This is a genomic window from Onishia taeanensis (assembly GCF_003268885.1).
In the GTDB taxonomy this organism is placed as follows: Bacteria; Pseudomonadota; Gammaproteobacteria; order Pseudomonadales; family Halomonadaceae; genus Onishia; species Onishia taeanensis_A.
The window spans coordinates 167,690-190,361 of record NZ_QLSX01000002.1 but is presented as its reverse complement, the minus strand read 5'-3'; the positions used below and the strand labels follow the sequence as shown (position 1 = coordinate 190,361).

Below are 22,672 nucleotides of genomic sequence, written 5' to 3'. Positions count from 1 at the left end.
GCGAAGATCGATCGACAGAGGCGGTGCATGAAGAACCCTCGGTGGTCGTCTGCGGCGACGCTCTTGCCGGGCTCGCCGCACGCCTTGGCTTGCCGCTGGCAAAGGCGCCTGGGCCTCGGCTGACGCTCATGGACGACGATGGCCAACTGGTGCTGGCCGGCGACGAGCGCCTGTATGGCAAGCCGCTGGCCGCCGACTTCGTGGCCGGCAAGGCCGCCCACCGCCGCCGCTTCGGCGGTGGGCGTGGCCAGCTTATCGCCAAGGCCTGCGGCCTGGGGACAGGGAAGGGGACTGGAAAGGGCCAGGGGGCTACCACGCCGAGCATCGTCGATGCCACGGCAGGGCTTGGCCGCGACGCCTTCGTGCTGGCAAGCCTTGGCGCCCGGGTGCTGATGCTCGAACGGGTGCCGGCGATCTATGCGCTGCTCGAAGATGCACTGGTCCGGGCCCGGCTCGACGCAGAGGTCGCGCCAATCGCCGCTCGGCTGTTGCTCGCCCACGTTGATGCCAGCCGGGGGCTTGCCGAGGCCATCGCCGACACCCGCCACGCGCCTCAGGTGATTCACCTGGATCCGATGTTCCCCCACCGCGACAAGTCGGCGTTGGTAAAAAAGGAAATGCGGCTCTTTCGTGAGCTGGCCGGCGACGATGAGGATGCGCCAAGGCTTCTCGAAGCCGCCCTGGACGTCGCCAGCCACCGGGTGGTGGTCAAGCGTCCGCGCAAGGCGCCGCCAATCGAGGGCCCCGCTCCGCACCATGTTCTCGAGGGCAAGACCAGCCGCTACGATCTCTACGTGCACCGCTCGCTGCGCGATCTCTAACCGCTTGTCAGGAAATGGCCAAGTACCTTCCCGAGTGCTTCTTCATCACTCTGCCTATCGTGGCTGATGTGCTAGGCACCGTCGGCCGGCGGCGTGGTCGGCGTTGTGTCGGCCGTGGGCGAGGGCGAGGGCGTGATGGCGGGGGTGGCGAGCTGCTGCAGGCGGTGGCGCAGCGCCGGGTCGAAGAGGGTGTGGATATGATCGGCGGTCGCCGTCAATGCGGCGCCGTAGCAGAGCCGCCCGGCCTCGTCCTGCCATACCCAGCCATCGGCTTCCAGGCTCGCGACCAGCCCGGCGAAAAGCCGCCGATCAAAGAACTCCGGTGCGTCCAGCCCCGACAGCAGCGCCAGGCGCTCGGCCAGCAGCCCGCTCTGCTCGGCGAGCTGTTCTCGGGTCAGGCTGGCGCTTGGCAGGCGCAACAGGCTGGTCAGCAGCAGGTAGCCCCGCTCGAGTGATGGCTGGACCAGCCGGCCCAGCAGATGCAGCTGTTCGCGGGCAGCAAGCCTCGCCGCAGGGCGCTGCCAGCGTGGCGTGCGGTTCTGGCCAGCGTCCGTCGGTGTGCCACGTTCGAGTAGCCCCTCGCGGGTCAACTGATAGAGCGTAGCGCCTATCGCCGCGGCCAGGTCCTTGGGCGGGGTGATATACAGCTCGCGGACCAGCACCGGCCAGCCCGGTGCCAGCACGGCGTGCAGTTCCTCCTCAGTGAAGCGGGCATTGTTGCGAAAGGCGAAGGCCACCAGGCCTGCCAGCGCGAAATGATGCAGCACATTGTTGCGATACCAGCTCAATAGGCTCGTCTGCTCGGGGCTCGCCAGCACCAGCTCGCCGAGCGTCTGGGCACGCCGCTCGATGAAGCCCAGCGACTCGACGTGGGGGATCCATGCCGCGGGTGAGCCGGTGAGCCCTTGAGCGGCGCTCAGGCTGCCTGGGTCGTCCGGGTTCACCGATGTCCTCTGGGCCAGGTTGACCAGTAGCTCAAGTTGTCGCTCGAGCAGGTCGCGTTCGATGGCGCGGTGCGGGGTCGCCAATAGCACCAGGGCGATCAGGTTGACGGCATTGAGCGGCACGGCGGCATTGATGCGTCGCGCCAGTTCTTCGCCCAGTCGCGGCACCGCGCGCTGCTGCCAGCGCTCGTCGCTGGCCTGGCGCCATTCGGGTGTCTCGGCATCGAGGAAGGGGCTCAGTGGCAGCGGTGTGCCAATGGTTACGCTAACCCGGCCGAAGGGCTGGCGCAGTCGGCCAAGGACGCTGAACAGGCCAAGCGGTGTCTCCCGTCGCTTGGGCTTGCCGGCAAGCTCTGCCCGGTAGCTGTCGCTCTCGATGATCCGCTCGTAGCCAATGGCCACCGGGATAAACGCCAGTCGTCCCGAGTGCCCGCGCGCTTTCAGCCCTCGGGCATGAGAGCGCAGCGTCATCGCCAGCATGCCTGGGCGAGGGTCGAGCAGACGCCCGCTGCGCGAGCGGCCCCCTTCGATGAAGTACTCAAGCGAATGACCGCGGGACAGCAGGCGCTCTAGGTACTCCTGAAAGACCGCGCGGTAGAGGCGGTTGCCCTTGAAGCTGCGGCGCAGGAAAAAGGCGCCACCGCGCCGCAGCAGCGGCCCAACGAGAGGCATGTTGAGGTTGCGACCGGCGGCGATATGCGGCGGCATCAGCCCCTCATGAAAGAGCACGTAGGACAGCAGCAGATAGTCGATATGGCTGCGGTGGCAGGGCACATAGACCAGTGTATGGTCGCCGGCCAGGGCCTTGACCGATTCGATACCCTGAACGTCGACGCCGTCGTAGAGCCGTGTCCATAGCCGTTCGAGCAGTCCGTCGAGCAGCCTCAGCACCGGATAGGTCATGTTGGAGGCGATCTCGCGACCGTAGCGTCGGGCTCGCGCCTTCACGCGGGGCGTCTTCAGGCGTTCGGACTTGGCGGTCTCGGCGATGGCCTGGCGCACCGTCGGGCTTGCCACCACGCCGTCAATCAGGGTGCGCCGGTGGGACAGGTCGGGACCCAGCACCCGGGTGCGCTGGCGCCGGAAGTGCACTCTCAATAGCCTCGCTACCTTGCGGTTGGTAAGAGCATCGGGTCGCCTTTCGAGCAGCCCGCGCAGCGACAGCGGTGCCCCGAAGTGCACCTCGACGCTGCGCCCGTGTACCAGCACCGCCAGGGCACGCCTGAGACGGCCGGTCAGCGCCCAGTCATCGGCGGTGAGCAGCGACCAGAGCCCGAAGCGCTTGCCCGGCGCGCGTCCCCAGAAGACACTGACCGGCAGCAGTTCGAGATCCTGCTCGGGGTGGTCATGTAGCCACTCGAGGTAGCTAAGGAAGGGCGCCTGAGCTTTTCGGCGCCGTCCCGGCAGGGCCACGCAGCGTGGCAGCGTCGGGTGATGTTCACTCAGGGGCAGGGTCGGTGCGGGCAGTCCCCTTCGCGCGCACAGGGTTTCGAGCAGCAAGCGATCCGAGAGTGCCGGATGCGGCAGTACATAGACCGTCGCTGCCGTCGGGGACAGCCCAAGCGATGCCGGATCAGGTTCGGTCAGGCGCACCTCGACCCAGGCGCGAATAAGGGCCCGAACGGGGCGGCACAGGAGGCCGGCAAGGGCTGAAGTCCAGGGCATTCCCTTACCTTATGCAATATGAGAGGGCCTAGTATAGCGCCGGTGGCGCCGATCTGAGCGCCCGCATCGCTCCAAGATGCAGGTGCCGACCCGCTTGCCGTCGCTAGAAGGAGTCGCGGAAGGGGCGCAAAGCGGTGGCAAGGGGTGGGTAAATAAGCGGGGACAGGCACTGTGTAGGTCGAGGGCGACACTCGCTGCCTCACCGGTAAGCAAGCACAGGGTGTGACACGACACACGCGAAAAGGATGCAAGCATGCAAGGCAACTGGCGCGACGGCAATCGCTTCACGCTGCTGGCAGAGGCCCAGCAGTTTCTTCCCGAGATGTTCAAGGCCATCGAGTCTGCCCGGGAGTCGGTGATCCTCGAGCTCTACCTGATGGAGTCAGGGCGGCTCTCCGAATCCCTGATCGAGACCCTGGGAGCGGCCGCGGAGCGAGGCGTGACGGTGCTGCTGCTGCTCGACGACTACGGTGCCATGGGGCTCGAGACCGCCGATCGCCAGCGACTCGCCGAGCGCGGCGTGGCGATGCGTTACTTCAACCCTCTCGCCTGGCGGTCGCTTGCCCACAATCTGACTCGTGATCATCGCAAGCTGTTGGTGATCGACGGTGAGGTGGCCTTCACCGGGGGCTTCGGGTCGGTCGATGCCTTCCTCGGCGCCTGGTACGAAGTGGCAGTGCGTATTGAAGGGCCGGTGGTCGCCGACTGGGTGCGGCTCTTCTCGAAGCTTTGGGATTCGTCGTTGAGTCGCGGCGAGGGAGAAGCTGCCCTGGTGCGGGGGCTGCGCGTGGCACCGCAGGAAGACCGCGGAGCGAGCGGCATGCTGGGGCGGGTGGTCTGGGGGCAGGGCTATCGCTACCAGGCGATTCGCCGTTCGCTGCTTGCGCAGCTGAAGTCGGCGCAGGACAGGGTCTGGATCTGCACGCCCTATTTCGTGCCTACCCTGAGTCTGCGCAACCGCCTGGTGCGGGCGGCGCGCCGCGGTGTGGACGTGCGCCTGCTGCTACCGGGAGTGGGCCATGATCACCCCGGCGTGCGCTATGCCGGCCAGCGTTTCTACGGCCGTATGCTGCGCGCCGGGGTGCGTATCTTCGAGTTCCAGCCAAGTTTCATCCATGCCAAGTTCTCGCTGGCGGACAACTGGAGCGCGATCGGCTCCTGCAACTTCGACCACTGGAACCTGCAGTGGAATCTGGAGGCCAATCAGGAGGTGCGCGACGTCCGTTTTGCCGGCGAAGTACAGGCGCTGTTCGAGCGCAACTTCCTGGCAAGCCAGGAGGTCGATGCCCAGCGCTGGGCAGAGCGCCCGAGGCTGCAGCGGCTGCGCGAATGGCTGTGGGGCAGCGTGGATTCTCTGCTCACCCGGCTACGCTGAGCCTCGCTGTCCGCCCGCTAGCGGCGGCGCCCCTTGCCGCCCTTGCCGGCCGGCTTCTTCTTGCGCGGGGTCGGCTTGGCGGTTTCCGGCGGTACTCGATAGTTGAGGTAGAGATCCAGCACCAGCTCGGGCAGCTGGCGCACCAGTGACTCGAGGCGCGCCTCGTCGCCTGCCAGCTCCGCCATGTCCGGCTCGTCGTCGAACAGCCCCGATAGCGCCATGAAAGGCAGCAGCAGGGTGGCGGCGCTCTCTTCGTCACCCTCGAACCAGGCGGTCTCGTCGAGGAATACCGCCTCCATGAAGGCCGCGCACCAGTCGCCGATCGGCGTTTCCGCGGGCGCGATGCCGCCAAGCTCCAGGTCGAAGGGCAGCTCTGGCAGACCACCTTGCTCCATGGTCGAGATGGCATTCGCCTTCAGGGCCTCGAGGAGCCCCAGGATCTCGTCGCGCTCGGCGCTGTCCGTGAAGTCCGGTTCGCCGTGGAAAAGCTCGCCGACCCAGGTGGTGGCGGGCGTCTCGCGGGGGGCGACGGCCAGGGCCACCAGAAAGCCGTGGGCGCCAATCACATCCAGGGCGTCGGCATCGACGCGCTCGGATTCGAGGAAGTCATCGAGGCGGTCGAGTGCCTCGTCGTCGATCAGGGGCGTGGGAACGGGGGTCTCGGACATCGGAAATCTCGTCGTCGGTCTCGCCAGGGAGAATAAGAGGCACTTTACGCGCCTGCCATGGCGCGCCATTCTAGCATCCCATGACCACCCCATCTTCTTCCGCTCCCGTTCTGCCAACCCCGGCCCCCGAGGAGCTAGAGCCGCTGGATGCCGCTGCGCTCCAGGCGTGTCTTCATCGGCGGGTCGAGGCCGCCTGGCAACTGTGTCGAGAGGTCCATCCTGGCCTGCCTCGGCCAAAGGTGTGGCTCGACCTGCGTGGCAAGAGCGCCGGCCAGGCGCATTTCGGCCGCGGCGGTCTGCGCTTCAATGCCCAACTTTTCGCCGAGAACCGTCAGGCATTCCTCGTCGAGGTGGTGCCCCACGAGATGGCGCACTGGCTGGTCTGGCACCTCGACGAAGGCCCTCGCCTGCGCCCCCATGGCCATGAGTGGAAGACGGTGATGCGCCAGCTGTTTGGGCTCTCGCCCAGCACCACCCATCGTTTCGATGTGGCCCGGGCGAGCCCTGCGCCTTATCGCTATGCTTGTGGCTGCCAGGCGCACTTCTTCAGCCTGCGTCGGCACCGCCGGGCCATGCGCGGCCAGGCGTATCGCTGTCGACAATGTGCCGAGACCTTGGTCTATCAATCCGCGCAGGCATTCGGGAAAAGCCAGTAAGCCTTTGTTATTCAATAAGATTGAGTGTCTACCAATGTCTAAAAGGCGCGGCCGCAAGCACGGGTATATGCTGGACTAGTTTTCCGGGTCGGCGGCGATAGGTAAACCGCGGCCGGCGACACTCCATTTCTGGCACTCTTCTGGACGAGGTTCCTCAATGACCGAACAGCCACATGTCCATCCGGTGCGCGATGATATCGCCGCCAACGCCTGGATCGATAACGCCAAATACCTGGCCATGTATCAGCAATCGGTAGACGATCCGGAAGGGTTCTGGGCCGAGCAGGCCAAGCGGCTCGACTGGATCAAGGCGCCGACCCGGGCCAAGAATACGTCGTTCGCCAGAGACAATGTCGACATCCGCTGGTACGAGGATGGCACGCTCAACGTCAGTGCCAACTGCCTGGACCGTCATCTCGAGACCCGCGGCGATCAGCCGGCGATCATCTGGGAAGGCGATGACCCCAGCGAGTCCAAGACCCTGACCTATCGCGAGCTGCATGCCCGCACCTGTCAGCTGGCCAACGCCATGAAGGAGATGGGCGTGAAGAAGGGTGATGTGGTCACCCTCTACATGCCGATGATTCCCGAAGCGGCGATGGCCATGCTGGCCTGTGCGCGCCTCGGCGCCGTCCACTCGGTGGTGTTCGGCGGCTTCTCCCCGGACGCCCTGGCCCAGCGTGTCATCGATGCCGAGTCGAAGCTGATCATCACCGCCGATGAGTCGGTGCGCGGCGGCAAGCAGGTGCCGCTCAAGGACAACGTCGATGCGGCCCTGACCCGCAAGGGTGCCGAGGTGGCCGAGTCGGTGCTGGTGGTCAAGCGTACCGGCGGCGACATCGACTGGCACGAGGGTCGCGACGTCTGGTTCCACGAGCGTGTCGATGGTCAGTCCACCGACTGCCCGGCAGAGGAGATGAACGCCGAGGATCCGCTGTTCATCCTCTATACCTCCGGTTCCACCGGCACGCCCAAGGGCCTGAAGCACACCACCGGTGGCTACCTGACCTATGCGGCCATGACTCACCAGTACGTCTTCGACTATCAAGAAGGCGAGGTTTACTGGTGCACCGCCGACGTGGGCTGGGTGACCGGCCACAGCTACATCGTCTACGGTCCGCTGGCCAATGGCGCCATCACCCTGATGTTCGAGGGCGTGCCAAGCTACCCGACCCACGGGCGCATGGGCGAGATCGTCGACAAGCACAACGTCAGCATTCTCTATACCGCGCCCACCGCGGTGCGGGCGCTGATGGCACACGGTGACGACGTGATGGCCTCCAGCAAGCGCGACAGCCTGCGCCTGCTGGGGTCAGTGGGCGAACCGATCAACCCAGAGGCCTGGGAATGGTTCTACCGAGTGATCGGTAACTCCCAGTGTCCGATCGTCGACACCTGGTGGCAGACCGAGACCGGCGGCATCATGATCTCGCCGCTGCCTGGCGCCACCGACCTCAAGCCGGGCTCTGCCACGCGGCCCTTCTTCGGCGTGCGGCCTGCGCTGGTCGACAATGAAGGCCATGTGCTGGAAGGCGCGACCGACGGCAACCTGGTGATCCTCGACTCCTGGCCGGGGCAGGCCCGCTCGATCTGGGGTAATCACGAGCGCTTCGTGCAGACTTACTTCTCGACCTACGACAATATGTACTTCACTGGCGATGGCTGTCGTCGTGACGAGGACGGCTATTACTGGATCACCGGCCGTGTCGATGATGTGCTCAACGTTTCCGGGCATCGCATGGGGACCGCCGAGATCGAGTCCTCGCTGGTGGCCCACGATGCGGTGGCCGAGGCCGCGGTGGTCGGGTTCCCCCACGATATCAAGGGCCAGGGCATCTACATCTACGTGACCCTGAACGATGGCATTGACCCAAGCGACGCCCTGAAGAAGGAGCTGACCCAGTGGGTGCGCAAGGACATCGGGCCGATCGCCTCGCCGGACGTGATCCAGTGGGCGCCGGGGCTGCCCAAGACGCGGTCGGGCAAGATCATGCGCCGCATCCTGCGCAAGATCGCCGCTAACGAGACCGATGGCCTGGGCGATACCTCCACGCTTGCCGATCCTTCGGTGGTCGAGGAGTTGATCGCCAATCGCGCGGCCAATTGACGTCTTCTGAACCGACGTATCAGGGAGGAACGCCGACCCGTCGTCGGAGCTTGGCAGGCGTTGCTGCCTGCCGGGATCCGCGGGGTCAGGGGACACGCCAGCCCGGGGTTCTTTCCTGTCTTGTACCGGCCTTCGGGCCGGTTTTTTGTGCTGTGGCAAGTAAATGTCGACAATTCCCCGGTAAGCTTGGGAATACCCGCTACCATGGGGTAACATGCCGTAAAACAACGGCGAACTCACCAGCGTCTACCGGTACGTTGGTCGCTGACAAGAGGATCCGGAGGAGTCTCAATGGCCTTTGCCCAGAAATTCATCGTCGCCGATGATCATCCGCTGTTCCGCGCTGCCCTCACTCAAGCGCTGAGGCAGCTGGCGCCCCAGGCCGAGATCGTGGAAGCCGACACCATGGAAGCCACCACCGAGGTGGTGACTCGCCACCCGGATGCCGACCTGATCCTTTTGGACCTGCACATGCCGGGTGCCCATGGCTTCTCTGGGCTGATCCAGCTGCGCGGCCAGAATCCCGATGTGCCGGTGGCGGTCGTTTCCGGCAGCGATGAACCCTATGTGGTGCGTCGCGCCATCGACTACGGCGCCTCCGGCTTCATTCCCAAGTCTTCTTCTCTGTCGCTGATCGCCGAGGCGGTGGGTGAGATTCTCGACGGTGAAGTGTGGCTGCCCGCCGAGCTTGCTGACGTGCTCGGCGAGGCCAACGAGGAAGAGTCGCGCTTCGCCGAGGCCATTGCGTCGCTGACGCCGCAGCAGTTTCGGGTCCTCAACATGCTCACCGAAGGGCTGCTCAACAAGCAGATCGCCTATGAGCTGAATGTCTCCGAGGCGACCATCAAGGCGCATGTGACCGCCATCCTGCGCAAGCTCGGCGTTCACTCCCGCACCCAGGCGGTGATCGCTGCCCAGAAGCTCGAGGTCGAGCCGCCCAAGGTCGAGTCCTGATCGCCGGCCAGGCCGTTCCTGAGACCAGCGTCTGAGAGCGGCACCGAAGCCCCGCCAGGCGTGTCGCCGACAGGCCGTCCTCGCCGGTCTTCCCGACAAGAAAGAGCCCGCCATCTCGGCGGGCTTTTTTTATTGGTTAATGCTCGTTTTATTGCTGAAGGCTCGGATGACCCGAAAACGGGGGCGCTGATCAGCTCTCGTGGCGGCTGCTGGCGCGGTTGGCCTGCAGGGTGCGGGTCAGCAGCGCGCGCAGGGCGGCGGGGCGAACCGGCTTGAGCAGCAGCTGGTAGCCCGCTCGCTTGATCTCCTCGGCGACTTCTTCGGTGCGATCGGCGGTGATCACGATGCCGGGAACCGGGCCCTCGCTGCGTTCGGCCAGGGCGTCCAGGGCCATCAGGCCGGTCACCTCGTTGTCCAGATGATAGTCGGCGAGTATTGCATCTGGATCACTTTGCAGGTGGCGCAGGATCGACTTGGCGCCGCCGATCGAGGTGGCAGTGAAAACCTCGCAGCCCCAGCCGGTGAGCATGGCCTTCATGCCCTCGAGGATCAGCGTCTCGTTGTCGATACAGACTACGCGCGTGCCGGCGAGCTTGTTGCCGGCGCGCCGCGGAGAGGGCTCTTCCTGAGTGCTTACCTGCTGGGCGGCCACCATCGGTACGGCCACCGAGAAGACGGTGCCGACGCCCTCCCAGGAACGCACCCGGATCGGATGGTCCAGCACCCGGCTCATGCGGTCGGCGATCGACAGCCCCAGGCCCAGTCCCTTCTCGCTTTCCTTGTGCCGCGAGGCCTGATCGAGGCGGCGGAACTCCTGGAAGATTTCGGCCTGCTTGGCCTCGGGAATGCCGGGGCCGGTATCCCAGACCTCGATGACCAGCTGTCCCTCGCGGCGGCGACAGCCCAGCAGCACCCGACCCTGTTGGGTGTAACGGATGGCGTTGGAGAGGAAGTTCTGCACGATGCGCCTGAGCATCTGGGCGTCGCTGTCGACCCACTGTTCGGTCGCAACCACCACCAGGTCCAGGCCCCGCTCCTCGGCCATTACTTCAAACTCGGCGCGCAGCGGACGGAAGACATCGGCCAGTGCGAAGTGGCTGCGGCGCGGGGTCAGGGCCCCGGCGTCCAGCTTGGAGATGTCGAGCAGGGTGCTGAGCAGCTCCTCGGCCGCCTGCAGCGAGTTGTCGATATGGCCGATGGTGCGTGACAGGTCTTCGGCGTCGTCCTGTTGGGCCAGTGCCGAGGTGAACAGGCGCGCGGCGTTCAAGGGCTGCAGCAGGTCGTGGCTGGCCGCCGCCAGGAAGCGGGTCTTGGAGGCGTTGGCATCTTCGGCCACCTGTTTGGCCTGGCGCAGGGCCTGCTCGGCCTCGGCGCGTACCCGGTTCTCCTGGCGCAGGGCGGCGTTGGCATCCGAGAGCGCCAGGGTGCGCTCGCGCACTCGTTCCTCGAGGTTCTCGTTGGTCTCCTTGAGGGCAATCTCGGCTAGACGGCGTTCGGTGATGTCCTGATAGAGGGCGAAGAAACCGAGGATGGTGCCGCTGTCGCCGAAGTGCGGCGTATAGGTGACCAGCAGGTAGCGGGTGCCGCCCTCGTCATCGCGCTGGGAAATCTCGAAGCTGACCCGCTCGCCGGACAGTGAGCGGCGCATCCAGGGCAGGCCCTCGTCGGCGACGTGCCGCGGCATCACCTCCTCGAAGCGCTTGCCGATCACCGCATTGCGGTCGATGCCGAAGACCTGTTCATAGGCACGGTTGGTGAAGAGGTAGCGACATTCCTTGTCGAAGTAGGCGATCAACGCCGGCACGTTGTCGGTGTAGATGCGGATGTTGTTCTCCGAGCGGATCAGCGCTTCCTCGGTGCGCTTCTGGCGGGTGATGTCCTGGTAGGTATAGACGAAGCCGCCCCCCGGCATCGGCATGCCCTGCACCTCGAGCACGGTGCTGTCCTGGCGATAGCGCACATAGCGGTGGGGCTGACCCTCGCGGATGTTGTCGACCAGCAACTCGACATGCTCTTCGGGATCGCCCGGGCCGTATTCGCCGTTGTGGGCGTTATAGCGCAGTACCTTGTCGAAGGGAGCGCCGACCCGAATCAGATGGTCGGGGAAGCGGAACAGCTCCAGGTAGCGCTGGTTCCACACCACCAGGCGCAGGTTCTGGTCGACCACGCTGATGCCCTGGTTGATGTTCTCGATGGTGGCCTGAAGCAGGGCGCGGTTGAACTCGAGCACCTGGGAGGCCTCATCGACGATCGAGATCACGTCCGAGATACCGATACCGCGCCCCTGCAGTGCAGAGTTGACGACGATGCGCGCCGAGGAGGCGCCGAGCACCGAAGCCAGGAAGCGCTCGGTGAACTGGATGATATCGATGGAGGCGCGCTGCGGGTCCTCGAGGTTCTTGCCGTTGCGCCGGGCGTAGTCATCGAAAGCGCGCTGCACCTGATCGGCGCCGAGGAAGCGCTCACACAGTACCTTGAGATCGCCCACCGTGGTGGCGCCCGCCCAGGGCCTGTTGACCGGTGTCTGGCGGGTCTCGACGCTGTCGACGAACAGTGACGCCTGGATGCGCTCGACCACCCGCTGCGGGGTCATCTGCGAGACGAAGATATAACCGAACAGGTTGAGGCCGAGTGACAGCATCACGCCGTGGGTGAAGTTATCGCTGACATTGAGGCCGAACAGGTCAGTGGGCGAGAGCCAGCCAATGCCCAGCGGCCCGCCGGCGAGCCAATCGCCGGGCAGCACCCCGGCCTGGATAAGGGCAGGCGTCAGCAGCGTGTAGGCCCAGATGGCGAAGCCGATGTTCATGCCGACGATCACGCCCAGACGATTGCCGCGCTTCCAGTACAGGCCGCCGAGCAGAGCCGGGGCGAACTGGGCGGCGGCGGCGAACGACAGCATGCCGGTGGAGGCCAGGGTGCTGAATTCAGCGGTCAGCTGATAGAAGCCGTAGGCAAGCCCCAGGATGATCACGATGGTGACGCGGCGGGCGCGCAGCACCAGTCGGCCATAGTCCCGAGCCTTGGTATCGAACCAGCGCAGGCGGAACAGCAGCGGAATGACGATCTCGTTGGAGATCATGATCGAGATCGCCACGGTGGCGACGATCACCATGCCGGTGGCCGCCGAGAAGCCGCCGATGAAGGTCAGCAGCGTCAGCGGCACATTGTCGGCCGCCATGGGAATGGCCAGCACATAGGTATCGGGCTCGATGTTGGTGCCGGCGAACAGCGTCAGGCCGGCGGCGGCCAGCGGCAGCACGAAGACCCCGAAGGCGACCAGGTAGAGCGGGAACAGCCAGCGGGCGCGCCGCGCATCGTCGCGGTGCGTGTTCTCGACCACGGCAACGTGAAACTGACGCGGCAGGCAGAAGACCGCCAGCATCGCCAGCAGGGTCTGCGCCCAGAAGCCGTTGCCGAAGTCCTGTTCGGCCAGTTGGCGCTGCAGCTCGAGCTGGATGTCGGCCCGTGCCAGCAGGTCACCCAGGCCGTCGAAGAGCCCCCAAGTGACGTAGGCGCCGAGCATCAGGAAGGCCGCTAGCTTGACCAGTGACTCGAAGGCAATGGCCTGGATGAGGCCCTCGTGATGTTCGGTGGCATCGGTATGGCGGGTGCCGAAGAGGATCGCGAACAGCGCCATCACCGCCGCTACGTAGAAGGCGGTGTCGGCGAACAGCGGGGCGCGGGTCACGTCGGTGCTGTCGGTGAGCACCTGGAAGGCGGCCGCTACCGCCTTCAGCTGCAGGGCGATGTAGGGCAGGGTGCCAATCAGCGCCACCAGGCTTGCAAAGGCGGCAAGCGACTGGGTCTTGCCGTAGCGGGAGGCGATGAAGTCGGCGATCGAGGTGACGTTCTGATGCTTGGCGACGCGGATCATCTTGGCCAGCACCGGCCAGAACAGCAGGAAGGTCAGGATCGGGCCGACGAAGATGCTGGCAAACGACCAGCCCGAGGTGGCGGCCTCACCCACTGCACCATAGAAGGTCCAGGAGGTGCAGTAGATGGCCAGCGCCAGACTGTAGATGATTGGGCGTCGTTGGCTTGGCCCATGCTGCTGGGCATGACGGTCGCCCCGCCAGGCAATGGCGAAGAGGACGATGATATACAGAAGCGATATGGCGATCAGTAGCCAGCCGTGGAACATGCCTGCTCTCCCTCGAATGTCGACCCATTCTAGGGCAATGCCGCCCCGGAAGGCAGCCGGTGAGGGGCATCGGATCAGGCCAATGGTCCGAGGACCAGGCCCTCCGTCGAGCATAAGTCTCGATGAGGCTCACAGGCTCGGTAGCTCAAGATATGGAGCGCTTGGCAGTCGATCAGTGCAGGAAAGGCCCCGGTGGGGCCTGGACGGCAGATGGAGTGGCGGGGACGACTGGTATGGCCCTCAGGAGGCGGTGCAGACCGCCTTGAAGACCGGGTCGTCGGTCTCGAGGCGTACGAGTTCGTCAAGCTTCGGTTCGCCGGTAGACTCGTCAAGCGGCAGCCGCTCGCGGGTGGTGCAGTTCATCAGGTAGGACCGCGTGGTGACATGGTCAATGGCCTGTTTCTCGAAGCGATAGCGAATGAACTCGACGAGCTGATCATCACCTGCCTGGCGACGGATCAGGTTCTCCCGGTCAATGACCTGGAAGGCTGTCGTCATCGGGAAGAAATAGGTCCAGGGCCGCCAGAACACCTCGCTCTTTTCGCTCGATACCACCTTGGCCGAGGGCGGCAGCTGCTGCTGTTTGTGATCGAACCAGCTGTATTCGGCATGGATTTGGTAGGCCAGCATGCCGAGTCCGCCAAAGGCCGGGATGATCCAGCGCGGCAGCCGCTTGCCGCTGAGCTTTCTCAGCAGCAGGGCGATGCCCGCCGCGCCGAGACCGGCGAAGACCGCCGCGATCAGGTGCCACATCATATTCGGGTTTCCTCAAAGCAATCGGGCTTCCTGCTGGAAGCCCGATTGGGTGATGCCGTGGCGCCGGGTGGCGCTGTCAGGCGTGCATTATGACTTAGTGATCCACCGCCATGCCAGCACCCTTCGGATAGCGGACGCTTTCCACCAGGTCCTGGATTTCCTGCGGCGGCGCCTTGGTGGCGCGGGAGACGCTGAAGGCCACGGCGAAGTTGATCATCGCGCCTACCGCACCGAAGGACAGCGGCGAGATGCCCAGGATCCAGTTATCCGGAGTATTAGGCAGAGTGTTGGTGCCCGGAATGAAGAACCATCCCAGGTAGGTGAAGATGTACAGCAGGGTGGCGACCAGGCCCGAGAGCATGCCGGCCACGGCGCCATGGTTGTTCATCCGCTTGGAGAAGATGCCCATCATCAGCACCGGGAACAGCGAGGCACCGGCGATGCCGAAGGCCAGGGCCACCGTCTGCGCCGCGAAGCCCGGGGGGTTCAAGCCCAGGAAGGTCGCCAGCAGGATGGCACCGGCCATCGAGATGCGTGCCGCCAGCATCTCGCCCTTCTCGGTGATCTGCGGGTTGATCATGGTCTTGATCAGGTCATGGCTGACCGCCGACGAGATGGCCAGCAGCAGGCCGGCGGCCGTGGACAGGGCTGCCGCGATACCACCTGCAGCGATCAAGCCGATGACCCAGCCGGGCAGGTTGGCGATCTCCGGGTTAGCCAGTACCAGGATGTCGTTATTGACGTTGAGCTCGCTACCGTTCCAGCCACGCTGTGCGGCAGTCTCGGCGAAGTCGGCGTTGCTGTCGTTGTAGACCTGGATGCGACCGTCGCCGTTTTTGTCGTCGAAGGTGATCAGATTGGTCTCTTCCCAGGTCTTGATCCACTCGGGACGGTCGGCATAGAGGATCGGGTTGTTGGCGGCGTCCTCGTAGCTCTCGACCTGGCCGGCCATGTCCGGATAGACGGTGGTCATCAGGTTCAGGCGTGCCATGGAGCCCACGGCCGGGGCGGTCAGGTAGAGCAGGGCGATGAAGACCAGTGCCCAGCCGGCGGACCAGCGCGCATCGGCGACCTTGGGCACGGTGAAGAAGCGGATGATGACGTGGGGCAGGCCCGCGGTACCGACCATGAGCGACATGGTGAACAGCACCATGTTCAGCTTGTTGTCGACGTCTGCCGTGTAGTCGCGGAAGCCCAGTGCATTGATCACATCATCCAGTTTCTCGAGCAGCGGCACACCGGATGCGGTGTGAGTGCTGAACATGCCGAGCCCGGGAATGGGATTGCCGGTCAGTTCCAGCGCAATGAACACCGCCGGGATGGTGTAGGCGATGATTAGCACCACGTACTGGGCCACCTGGGTGTAGGTAATGCCCTTCATGCCGCCGAAGACCGCATACAGGAACACGATGAAGGCGGCGATCCAGATTCCCCAGGTGTTGCTGACTTCGAGGAAGCGCGAGAAGGCAACGCCGGCACCAGTCATCTGACCGATGACGTAGGTGATCGAGGCCACGATCAGGCAGATCACCGCTACCAGGCGCGCGGTGTTGCTGTAGAAGCGGTCACCGATGAAGTCCGGCACGGTAAACTTGCCGAACTTGCGCAGGTAGGGGGCCAGCAGCATCGCCAGGATGACGTAGCCGCCGGTCCAGCCCATCAGGAAGGTGGAGTTGGCGTAGCCGCCAGAAGCCAGCAGGCCGGCCATGGAAATGAATGATGCCGCCGACATCCAGTCGGCGGCCGTGGCCATGCCGTTGGTGACCGGATGTACCCCGCCGCCAGCGACGTAGAAGTCCTTGGTGGAACCCGCTCGGGCCCAGATCGCGATCCCGATATACAGGGCGAAGGAAGCGCCCACGAATAGCAGGTTAATGGCAAATTGACTCATGCGATTACTCCCCGAGACCGAACTTTTTGTCGAGGCGGTTCATCTTCCATGCGTAGAAGAAGATGATGCCGATGAAGGTGAGGATCGATCCTTGCTGAGCGAACCAGAAGCCCAGGTCAGTCCCGCCCACGGGAATGCCCGCCAGCAGCGGACGCAGCAGAATGGCGAAGCCATAGGACACCAGCGCCCAGACGATCAGGCAGCCGGTGATTAGACGCACGTTGGCCGACCAGTAAGCAGCAGCATTGGATTTTTCATCTGCCATAGTCATGCTCTCCGGATGTTCCAGGGTTGAGTTGTTGTACCGACATTAAGCGCGATGTATCAGGTCGATCATTCTTCGAGCATCACCCCGAGTCGCGTTTCCAGTCGTGGATGAAATTGCGAGGTTAGGGCGAGATGTCATCAGAATTGTCCTCATCATCGGCCTTCTCTCGGTGCCTCGATAAGACGTTGGTTTATTGTTTCTTTGTCTTTGGTGGAATGCGCGCTGATGTCACTGCATTCATCAGCCCTGATACTGGTCAATAACCCTGGAAAAACAATCCCAGACTTTGGTATCAGGGCACGCAGGCGTTGTGAAAGGTTTTTCTAAATTCCTTTTAATTCAATGTTTTACTGTTTATTGTGGTTTTTATTAACCTGTCTTTAGTCGTTCGGTTAGGACGATGGTATAGCCCGGTTTTGATCGACATCATCCAAAAGGAAAAAGGTTGAACGATGGTCTAGGTGTCGGTCCGTGAGAAGCTGTTGCTATGCTGCCTGACAGTGAAATGATGTTTGGCGGGCGCCGTCAGATCAGCCATCACTGTCGTGACGTGAAAAGGCGCTTGCACTCGCTCTCGATACAGATAAGACGAAGGTCGCGCCATGCGGCCGGTGAGCTGAGTCGTTATCCGCGGTGACATGGCCGCCGCACAACGAGGTCATCGCCATGGTCGATGTCGATCTCTCCCAACCGCCTTTCTCGCTGCTCGATGATGACGGGCGTGAGCTGGTGCGGCGTGGCGTGGATCTGGCTTATTACGAAAGCGACGAGGTACTGCTCGACGCGGGCCAGCCCGGCGAATACGTCTACCTGATTCACAAGGGTGAGGTCGCCGAGCTGGATACCTCCGAACCCAGTGCTACGGCTCGCATCGGCCACTACACGGCGGGGGATCTGTTCGGCGCAATCAGCATTCTCAACGGTAAGAGCCGCTACCGCTTCAAGGCCGAACAGGAATGCCTTTGCTACCTGTTGCCGCACACGCTCTTCGAACGACTGTGCGAGCGCTACCCTGCTTTCGCCGAGTTCTTCCGCCAGCGCCTCTCCGACAAGACGCGGTTGATGACCGAACGACGTGCCGAGGGTGGCGTGAGCATGGCCGGCTTCATGCTGGCGCGTATCGCCGAATGCATGCGACCGCCGCTACTGGTCGAGGAAGACACCAGCATCGCCACGGCGGTGCGCACCCTCAACGACAGCCGTGCCGACAGCCTGCTGGTTCGCCAGGGGCCGCGTCTGGGGATGGTCACCAAGACCGACCTGCTCAATGCTCTGGTGATCGACGGCGGCGATCAGCAAAGCCTGGTGGTCGAAATCGCTCACTTCTCGCTGGTCAGTGCTCGTCCCGATCAGTATCTGTTCGAGGCGCTGGTCAATATGACGCGCCACGAGGTGGCGAGGGTGGTGGTGATCGAGGGCACTCAGGCGGTGGGGGTGGTCGAGCTCACCGACGTGCTGAGCTACTTCTCGAGCCGCAGCTATGTGGTCAGCCTGCAGGTCGAGCAGGCGGACAGCCTCGAGGAGCTTGCCGCGGCCAGCGCGCGCACCCCAGAGCTTGTGAAGGCGCTGATGGTACAGGGCGTCAAGCTGCGTTTCGCCATGGACCTGCTGGCGGCGCTGAACGGTCGCATCATGCACAAGGCCTGGGTGTTTAAGATCGATGAGGCGCGCCAGCATCAAAGTTGCCTGATGGTGATGGGCAGCGAAGGACGTGGCGAGCAGATTCTCAAGACGGATCAGGACAACGGCTTGATCCTTGCCGACGACGCCGACTGGCCCGACTGTAGCGTCGAGATGGAGAACTTCACCGAGACCCTGGTGGCGCTCGGCTATCCGCGCTGCCTGGGCAATATCATGGTCTCCAACCCGGCCTGGGTCGGGCGGGTCAAGGACTGGCGGGAGCGCATCATCCGGTGGGTCGAGCGCCGCGACGGCGAAAGCCTGATGAAGCTTGCGATCATCCTCGACGCCCATGCGGTGGCCGGCAATTCGGCCCTGCTCGACGAGGTACGTGATGGGTTGTTCGAGGCCTGCGGGGGTAACGAGCTGTTGCTGACGTACTTCGCCCGAGCGGCGCTGCAGTTCTCCACGCCGCTGAGCCTGTTTGGCACCCTGAAGAAACCCCAGCACGGCATCGATATCAAGAAGGGGGGCATCTTCCCCATCGTGCATGGGGTGCGCACTCTGGCGTTGGAACGGGGCATTCGCGCCACGTCGACGCTGGAGCGGCTGGATGCCCTGGTGGCCGATGGCCGCCTGGATGCGCGCTTCGCCGAGGATCTGGGCGAGGCTCTGTCGCTGTTCACCGAGCTGCGCCTCAAGCAGCAGCTCGAGCACCTGGACGGCGTCAATGCCGAGCGCGACGCCAATCGGGTCGTCGTGCAGCAGCTGTCGTCACTGGAACGTGACCTGCTGCGTGAGGCGCTGCATATCGTCAAGGACTTCAAACAGCGTCTGACCCAGCGTTTTCATCTGGAATATTGACGGCAGGAGGCAGGATGTTAAAAGCGTGGCGCCGTGTGACCGATCGTCGTCGCCAGGCCGGTGGCGATTACGGTTGGCTGTTCAATCCCTATACCGGCGACGAGATGGTGGCCATCGACTGCGAGACCACCGGCCTCGATACGCGTCGCGACGAGCTGGTCTCGATCGCCGCGGTCAAGGTACGCGGCGACCGGGTGCTGACCAGCGAGTCGCTGGATCTGAGATTGTCGCGTCCGGCCCGCCTGACCGGTGACTCGATCTGCATCCATGGCCTGCGCGGCATCGACCTGGAAGGCGGCGCGAGCGTCGAGGATGCCCTCGCGCAGTTTCTGGATTTCGTCGGTAACCGGCCGCTGGTGGGCTGGTGCGTGGCCTTCGATATTGCCATGCTCAATCGCCAGCTGCGTCCTCGTTTCGGCTTCGACTTGCCCAATGCCACCGTCGATATCGCCCAGCGCTATGCCCGGGCAGTGCGTCGCGTAAGCCCGGACATAGAGCCCAGCCTGCGCTTCGAGGCCATGGCCGAGTCCCTCGGCGTGCCGGTCATGGGGCGCCATACGGCACTTGGCGATGCCGTTACCACGGCCTTGATGTACGTGCGCCTGAACAAATCAAGCCGCGTCACGGCCTGAACGACCTCTTCGGCGGTGGGCCGCCACAGGGCCTGATCATGGGGCTCTCGGGGCACGAACTTCTGCGATTTCTTTACCTGCATCAGGGCGATGGTGGGCACCTCCAGGGCGGCTGCCAGGTGCAGGGGCCCCGAGTCGGGGCTGATCAGCACGCCGGATCGAGCCACCAGAGCGGCGAAGTCTCGCAGGGGTTGCGGTGGGCACAGGGCCCCGAAGCGGCTGCCCTCCAGGTGATGCGAGATGGTCGGTGCGAGATCTGCCTCCTCCGGGCCCAGGCACACCAGGTGGCGTTGATTGGCCGCTTCCAGGGCGTTCAGGATGTCGAACCATTGCGCCCAGGGAAGGCGTTTGTCCAGATGACCGCCGATAAAGACGGCGACGAAGGGCTCGCACGTAGGCGTCACGCCAGCGGTGTCAGGCTTGACAGATGCTGGTTCGACGGCGGGCAGGCAGTGCGCCAGGGTCGCCTCGGCGCGGGCCTGTTCGTCGTGGCTAAGGTGCAGGCGCGGGCGGTTGCGACAGGCCACCCCCAGGGCATGCGCGAAGGGGCGCGGTGCATCATAGGCATGCGGTGTGGCGCCTTCCACTTCGATGTCGAACCAGCGCTGTTCGGGTTTGGCGCGCCCCATAGTGGTCTGGGCGCCAATCAGTCGGGTGCAGATGGCCCCGGTCAGTGAGCCCGGCACCAGCTGCACGGCCAGGTCGTAGCGCTCCCTGCGCAGGCGGGCAAGCAGTGTTACCAGCAGCCAGGGACGCAGGATGGCGCGCCGCGTCATGGTGTGGCAATGATCCACCGGCAGATGGTCGAACAGCCCCCGAGTCTTGTCGGTGGCCAGCAGGTCGAGGCGGGCGTCGGGAAAGCGTGACCGGAAAGCGTCGATTGCCGGCGTGCTGATCAGCGCGTTGCCGATACGATAGTTGGGCCGGATCAGCAGAATCCGCCGGACGTCGCCCAGTTCATCGATCGCGGTGGCCTCGGGAGCTCGCAGCAGCCGCCACAGCAGGCTGGTCAGTCGGCGTTTCAGGCGTTTCTCGGCGCTCTGAGCGAGGGTCTTCAGGATGGTATTGGTGCGAATGCGTTGCGCAAGCGACATCGGGGCAATACTCCGGTAGATGGAAATATTCCACGCCGGGGAGGCGTCGAAATGGCCAGCACCGGACGCGTCGCCGCCGTCTTGGCAGTTACACGCTCCATGTTGAGCGTCGGGCTCATGACCTCGTAGCAGAACACTCTGTCGAAACAGGTCTCTGCCGGGGCAGGGCTCTGCATGGCAGGGCTCCGCGTGGCAGGACCTTTCGATGAAGGACTCTATGTCGTGGCAGGACCCTACCGCAAATGACATTACGCTAAAGGAATTAACGCAGCCTTAATGGCATGCCCGGTCGCTAGCCCCGGGTGCCGGTGGTAAGATGGCGCCTCATTTCTGTCCCCTTTTGCTGCGATCATGACCGATACTGCCGTGACTTACCCCCCGAGCGTCTCCGATACCTCTGCTAACGATGTAGCCGACGCTGCGGCGGCGGACGCTGCCGCCAATGACAAGCGCGCCTTCAACAAGCTGCAGAAACGCCTGCGGCGTCAGGTCGGCAACGCCATCATCGATTACGGCATGATCGAAGAGGGCGACAAGGTCATGGTCTGCCTGTCCGGCGGCAAGGACTCCTACACCATGCTGGAGATCCTCAGGAACCTTCAGCGCAATGCGCCGGTGAATTTCTCGCTGGTGGCGGTCAATCTGGACCAGAAGCAGCCGGGCTTCCCCGAACACGTGCTGCCGGAATACCTGGACAAGCTCGACGTCGATTACCACATCCTCGAGCGTGACACCTATTCGGTGGTCAAGGAAAAGACCCCGGAAGGCAAGACCACCTGCGCGCTTTGCTCACGCCTGCGGCGCGGCTCGCTTTACGGTTTCGCCGAAGAGATCGGGGCCACTAAGGTAGCGCTTGGCCATCATCGCGAAGACATCCTCGAGACGCTGTTCCTGAACATGTTCTTCGGCGGCAGCCTCAAGTCGATGCCGCCCAAACTGCTTTCCGACGACGGCAAGAACATCGTGATTCGTCCGCTGGCCTACTGTCGCGAGGCGGATATCGAGGAGTTTTCCCAGCGCATGGCGTTTCCGATCATTCCCTGCAACCTGTGCGGTTCGCAGCCCAATCTGCAGCGTCAGGTGGTCAAGGAGATGCTGGCCGAATGGGAAACCAAACATCCCGGGCGCCTGGAAAGCATGTTCAAGGCGGTAACCAATGTGGCGCCGTCACAGCTGGCGGATCGCGAACTCTTCGACTTCAAGGGCCTTGAAGCCGAACAGGCACGCCGCCGGGAGAATCGTATCGATGCGCTGGACCTTGGCGGCGAGGCCTAGCCGACGCGCCGCTCCGAGACGCATTGACCAGACGTATCGGCCAGGCGCTTTGTCCAGGCGCTTTGTCCAGGCGCGTCGTCCAGATCAGCCCCATAAAAAAACGCCAAGCCTCAGGGCTTGGCGTTTTGCGTTGTATGAGCGCTCTGGGTGGCTAACCGTCGTAAGGGCAGCCATCGTTGGCCAGCTCGGCCAGGTTCTTGAGATCGATGATGTTGACCTCGCGTCCCGATACGGCCAGCAGCTGCTGTTGCTGAAAGCGTCCCAGGATGCGGCTGACGGTTTCCACGGCGAGCCCCAGATAGTTACCGATGTCCGCGCGGGACATCGATAGCCGGAAGCTGTAGGCCGAGTAACCGCGGCGGCGAAAGCGCGACGACAGATTGACCAGAAAGCTTGCCAGCCGCTCGTCGGCGGTCATGCGTGACAGCAGGCGCAGCATGCGCCGGTCGTCGCGCAGCTCCTTGCTCAGGCTGCGATAGAGCTGGGCACGCAGTTCCGGCAGGTGCTCCGACAGCCCGTCGAGCCGGTCGAAGGGAATCTCGCAGACGGTGGTGGTCTCCAGCGCCACTACCGTGCCCGGATAGCGTTCCTCGTCGATGCCGTCCAGGCCGACCAGTTCGCTCGGCAGATAGAAGTTACTCAGTTGTTCATCGCCGCTGCCGGCGCTGATGAGCTGCTTGAGGCTGCCCGAGCGTACCGCGAAGACGCTGGAGAAGGGCGCCTCCTGACGCACCAGCGTCTCGCCCTTCTTGAGAGGCGCGCGACGACGAATGATGGCATCGAAGCGGTCCATGTCCTCCACTTCCAGCGCGAGGGGCAGGCACAGCGAACTGAGGCTGCAGGTCTGGCAGCGGGTTTCGGTGAGGCGGGCTCGGTGACCGAGCGCATTGGCGGGCATGTCCTTCTCCTTGGCTGCATCCTTATACATTCTAGTTCAT

15 protein-coding genes and 1 pseudogene are annotated in these 22,672 nt (G+C 64.0%); 8 read left to right on the top strand and 8 right to left on the bottom strand.

What is annotated here, in order from left to right; genetic code table 11:
* Positions 1–41 precede the first annotated feature (41 nt).
* On the top strand, positions 42–821 hold the full coding sequence (locus BCL93_RS03615) for a class I SAM-dependent methyltransferase (RefSeq protein ID WP_220086230.1): 780 nt from the start codon (positions 42–44) through the stop codon (positions 819–821).
* Between the two features lie 71 nt (positions 822–892).
* Here the strand turns inward: BCL93_RS03615 and plsB are convergent, their stop codons facing one another.
* Positions 893–3,430: a glycerol-3-phosphate 1-O-acyltransferase PlsB gene (plsB, locus tag BCL93_RS03610; protein WP_112053751.1), complete on the bottom strand. Its 2,538-nt coding sequence runs from the start codon at positions 3,428–3,430 to the stop codon at positions 893–895.
* Between the two features lie 253 nt (positions 3,431–3,683).
* Between plsB and BCL93_RS03605 the strand changes: the two genes are divergently transcribed.
* Positions 3,684–4,805 (top strand): phospholipase D-like domain-containing protein, encoded by a 1,122-nt coding sequence (locus BCL93_RS03605; RefSeq protein ID WP_112053750.1) that lies wholly within the window; start codon positions 3,684–3,686, stop codon positions 4,803–4,805.
* Positions 4,806–4,822: 17 nt separating this feature from the next.
* Here the strand turns inward: BCL93_RS03605 and BCL93_RS03600 are convergent, their stop codons facing one another.
* Positions 4,823–5,473, bottom strand: a complete 651-nt coding sequence (locus BCL93_RS03600) for a YecA family protein (protein WP_112053749.1) — start codon at positions 5,471–5,473, stop codon at positions 4,823–4,825.
* A gap of 80 nt (positions 5,474–5,553) precedes the next feature.
* Here BCL93_RS03600 and BCL93_RS03595 point away from each other — a divergent pair, with 80 nt between their 5' ends.
* From BCL93_RS03595 to BCL93_RS03585, 3 genes are all read left to right on the top strand, one after another.
* Positions 5,554–6,129, top strand: coding sequence for a SprT-like domain-containing protein (locus BCL93_RS03595; RefSeq protein WP_112053748.1), 576 nt, complete (start codon positions 5,554–5,556; stop codon positions 6,127–6,129).
* A 157-nt stretch (positions 6,130–6,286) separates the two neighbouring features.
* On the top strand, positions 6,287–8,236 hold the full coding sequence (acs, locus tag BCL93_RS03590) for an acetate--CoA ligase (RefSeq protein WP_112053747.1): 1,950 nt from the start codon (positions 6,287–6,289) through the stop codon (positions 8,234–8,236).
* 291 nt (positions 8,237–8,527) lie between these two features.
* Positions 8,528–9,190: a response regulator gene (locus tag BCL93_RS03585; RefSeq protein WP_112053746.1), complete on the top strand. Its 663-nt coding sequence runs from the start codon at positions 8,528–8,530 to the stop codon at positions 9,188–9,190.
* Positions 9,191–9,380: 190 nt separating this feature from the next.
* On the opposite strand, the gene BCL93_RS03580 is transcribed toward BCL93_RS03585, so the two are convergent.
* The 4 genes from BCL93_RS03580 to BCL93_RS03565 all read right to left on the bottom strand — a co-directional run bounded on the left by BCL93_RS03580 (position 9,381) and on the right by BCL93_RS03565 (position 16,246).
* On the bottom strand, positions 9,381–13,334 hold the full coding sequence (locus tag BCL93_RS03580) for a hybrid sensor histidine kinase/response regulator (RefSeq protein WP_112053745.1): 3,954 nt from the start codon (positions 13,332–13,334) through the stop codon (positions 9,381–9,383).
* 240 nt (positions 13,335–13,574) lie between these two features.
* On the bottom strand, positions 13,575–14,090 hold the full coding sequence (locus BCL93_RS03575) for a hypothetical protein (RefSeq protein ID WP_112053744.1): 516 nt from the start codon (positions 14,088–14,090) through the stop codon (positions 13,575–13,577).
* A gap of 94 nt (positions 14,091–14,184) precedes the next feature.
* Positions 14,185–15,981 carry a sodium:solute symporter family protein gene (locus tag BCL93_RS03570; protein WP_112053743.1) on the bottom strand — a complete coding sequence of 599 codons (1,797 nt, stop codon included), beginning with the start codon at positions 15,979–15,981 and terminating at the stop codon, positions 14,185–14,187.
* A 4-nt stretch (positions 15,982–15,985) separates the two neighbouring features.
* Positions 15,986–16,246, bottom strand: coding sequence for a DUF4212 domain-containing protein (locus tag BCL93_RS03565; protein WP_112053742.1), 261 nt, complete (start codon positions 16,244–16,246; stop codon positions 15,986–15,988).
* Between the two features lie 669 nt (positions 16,247–16,915).
* Between BCL93_RS03565 and BCL93_RS03560 the strand changes: the two genes are divergently transcribed.
* Entirely contained in the window at positions 16,916–18,733 is a 1,818-nt protein-coding gene (locus tag BCL93_RS03560; protein WP_112053741.1) for a putative nucleotidyltransferase substrate binding domain-containing protein, read from the top strand.
* 14 nt (positions 18,734–18,747) lie between these two features.
* Positions 18,748–19,365, top strand: a complete 618-nt coding sequence (locus BCL93_RS03555; protein WP_112053740.1) for a 3'-5' exonuclease — start codon at positions 18,748–18,750, stop codon at positions 19,363–19,365.
* Between the two features lie 32 nt (positions 19,366–19,397).
* Here the strand turns inward: BCL93_RS03555 and BCL93_RS17430 are convergent.
* Positions 19,398–20,141 (bottom strand): annotated as a pseudogene (locus tag BCL93_RS17430) (glycosyltransferase family 9 protein); the annotation flags it as partial.
* A 669-nt stretch (positions 20,142–20,810) separates the two neighbouring features.
* On the opposite strand from BCL93_RS17430, the gene ttcA reads away from it, so the two are divergent.
* Complete coding sequence (gene ttcA / locus BCL93_RS03545) at positions 20,811–21,734, top strand: tRNA 2-thiocytidine(32) synthetase TtcA (protein ID WP_112053738.1); 924 nt, start codon at positions 20,811–20,813, stop codon at positions 21,732–21,734.
* Positions 21,735–21,885: 151 nt separating this feature from the next.
* On the opposite strand, the gene fnr is transcribed toward ttcA, so the two are convergent.
* Complete coding sequence (gene fnr, locus BCL93_RS03540) at positions 21,886–22,632, bottom strand: fumarate/nitrate reduction transcriptional regulator Fnr (protein ID WP_112053975.1); 747 nt, start codon at positions 22,630–22,632, stop codon at positions 21,886–21,888.
* Positions 22,633–22,672: the final 40 nt, after the last annotated feature.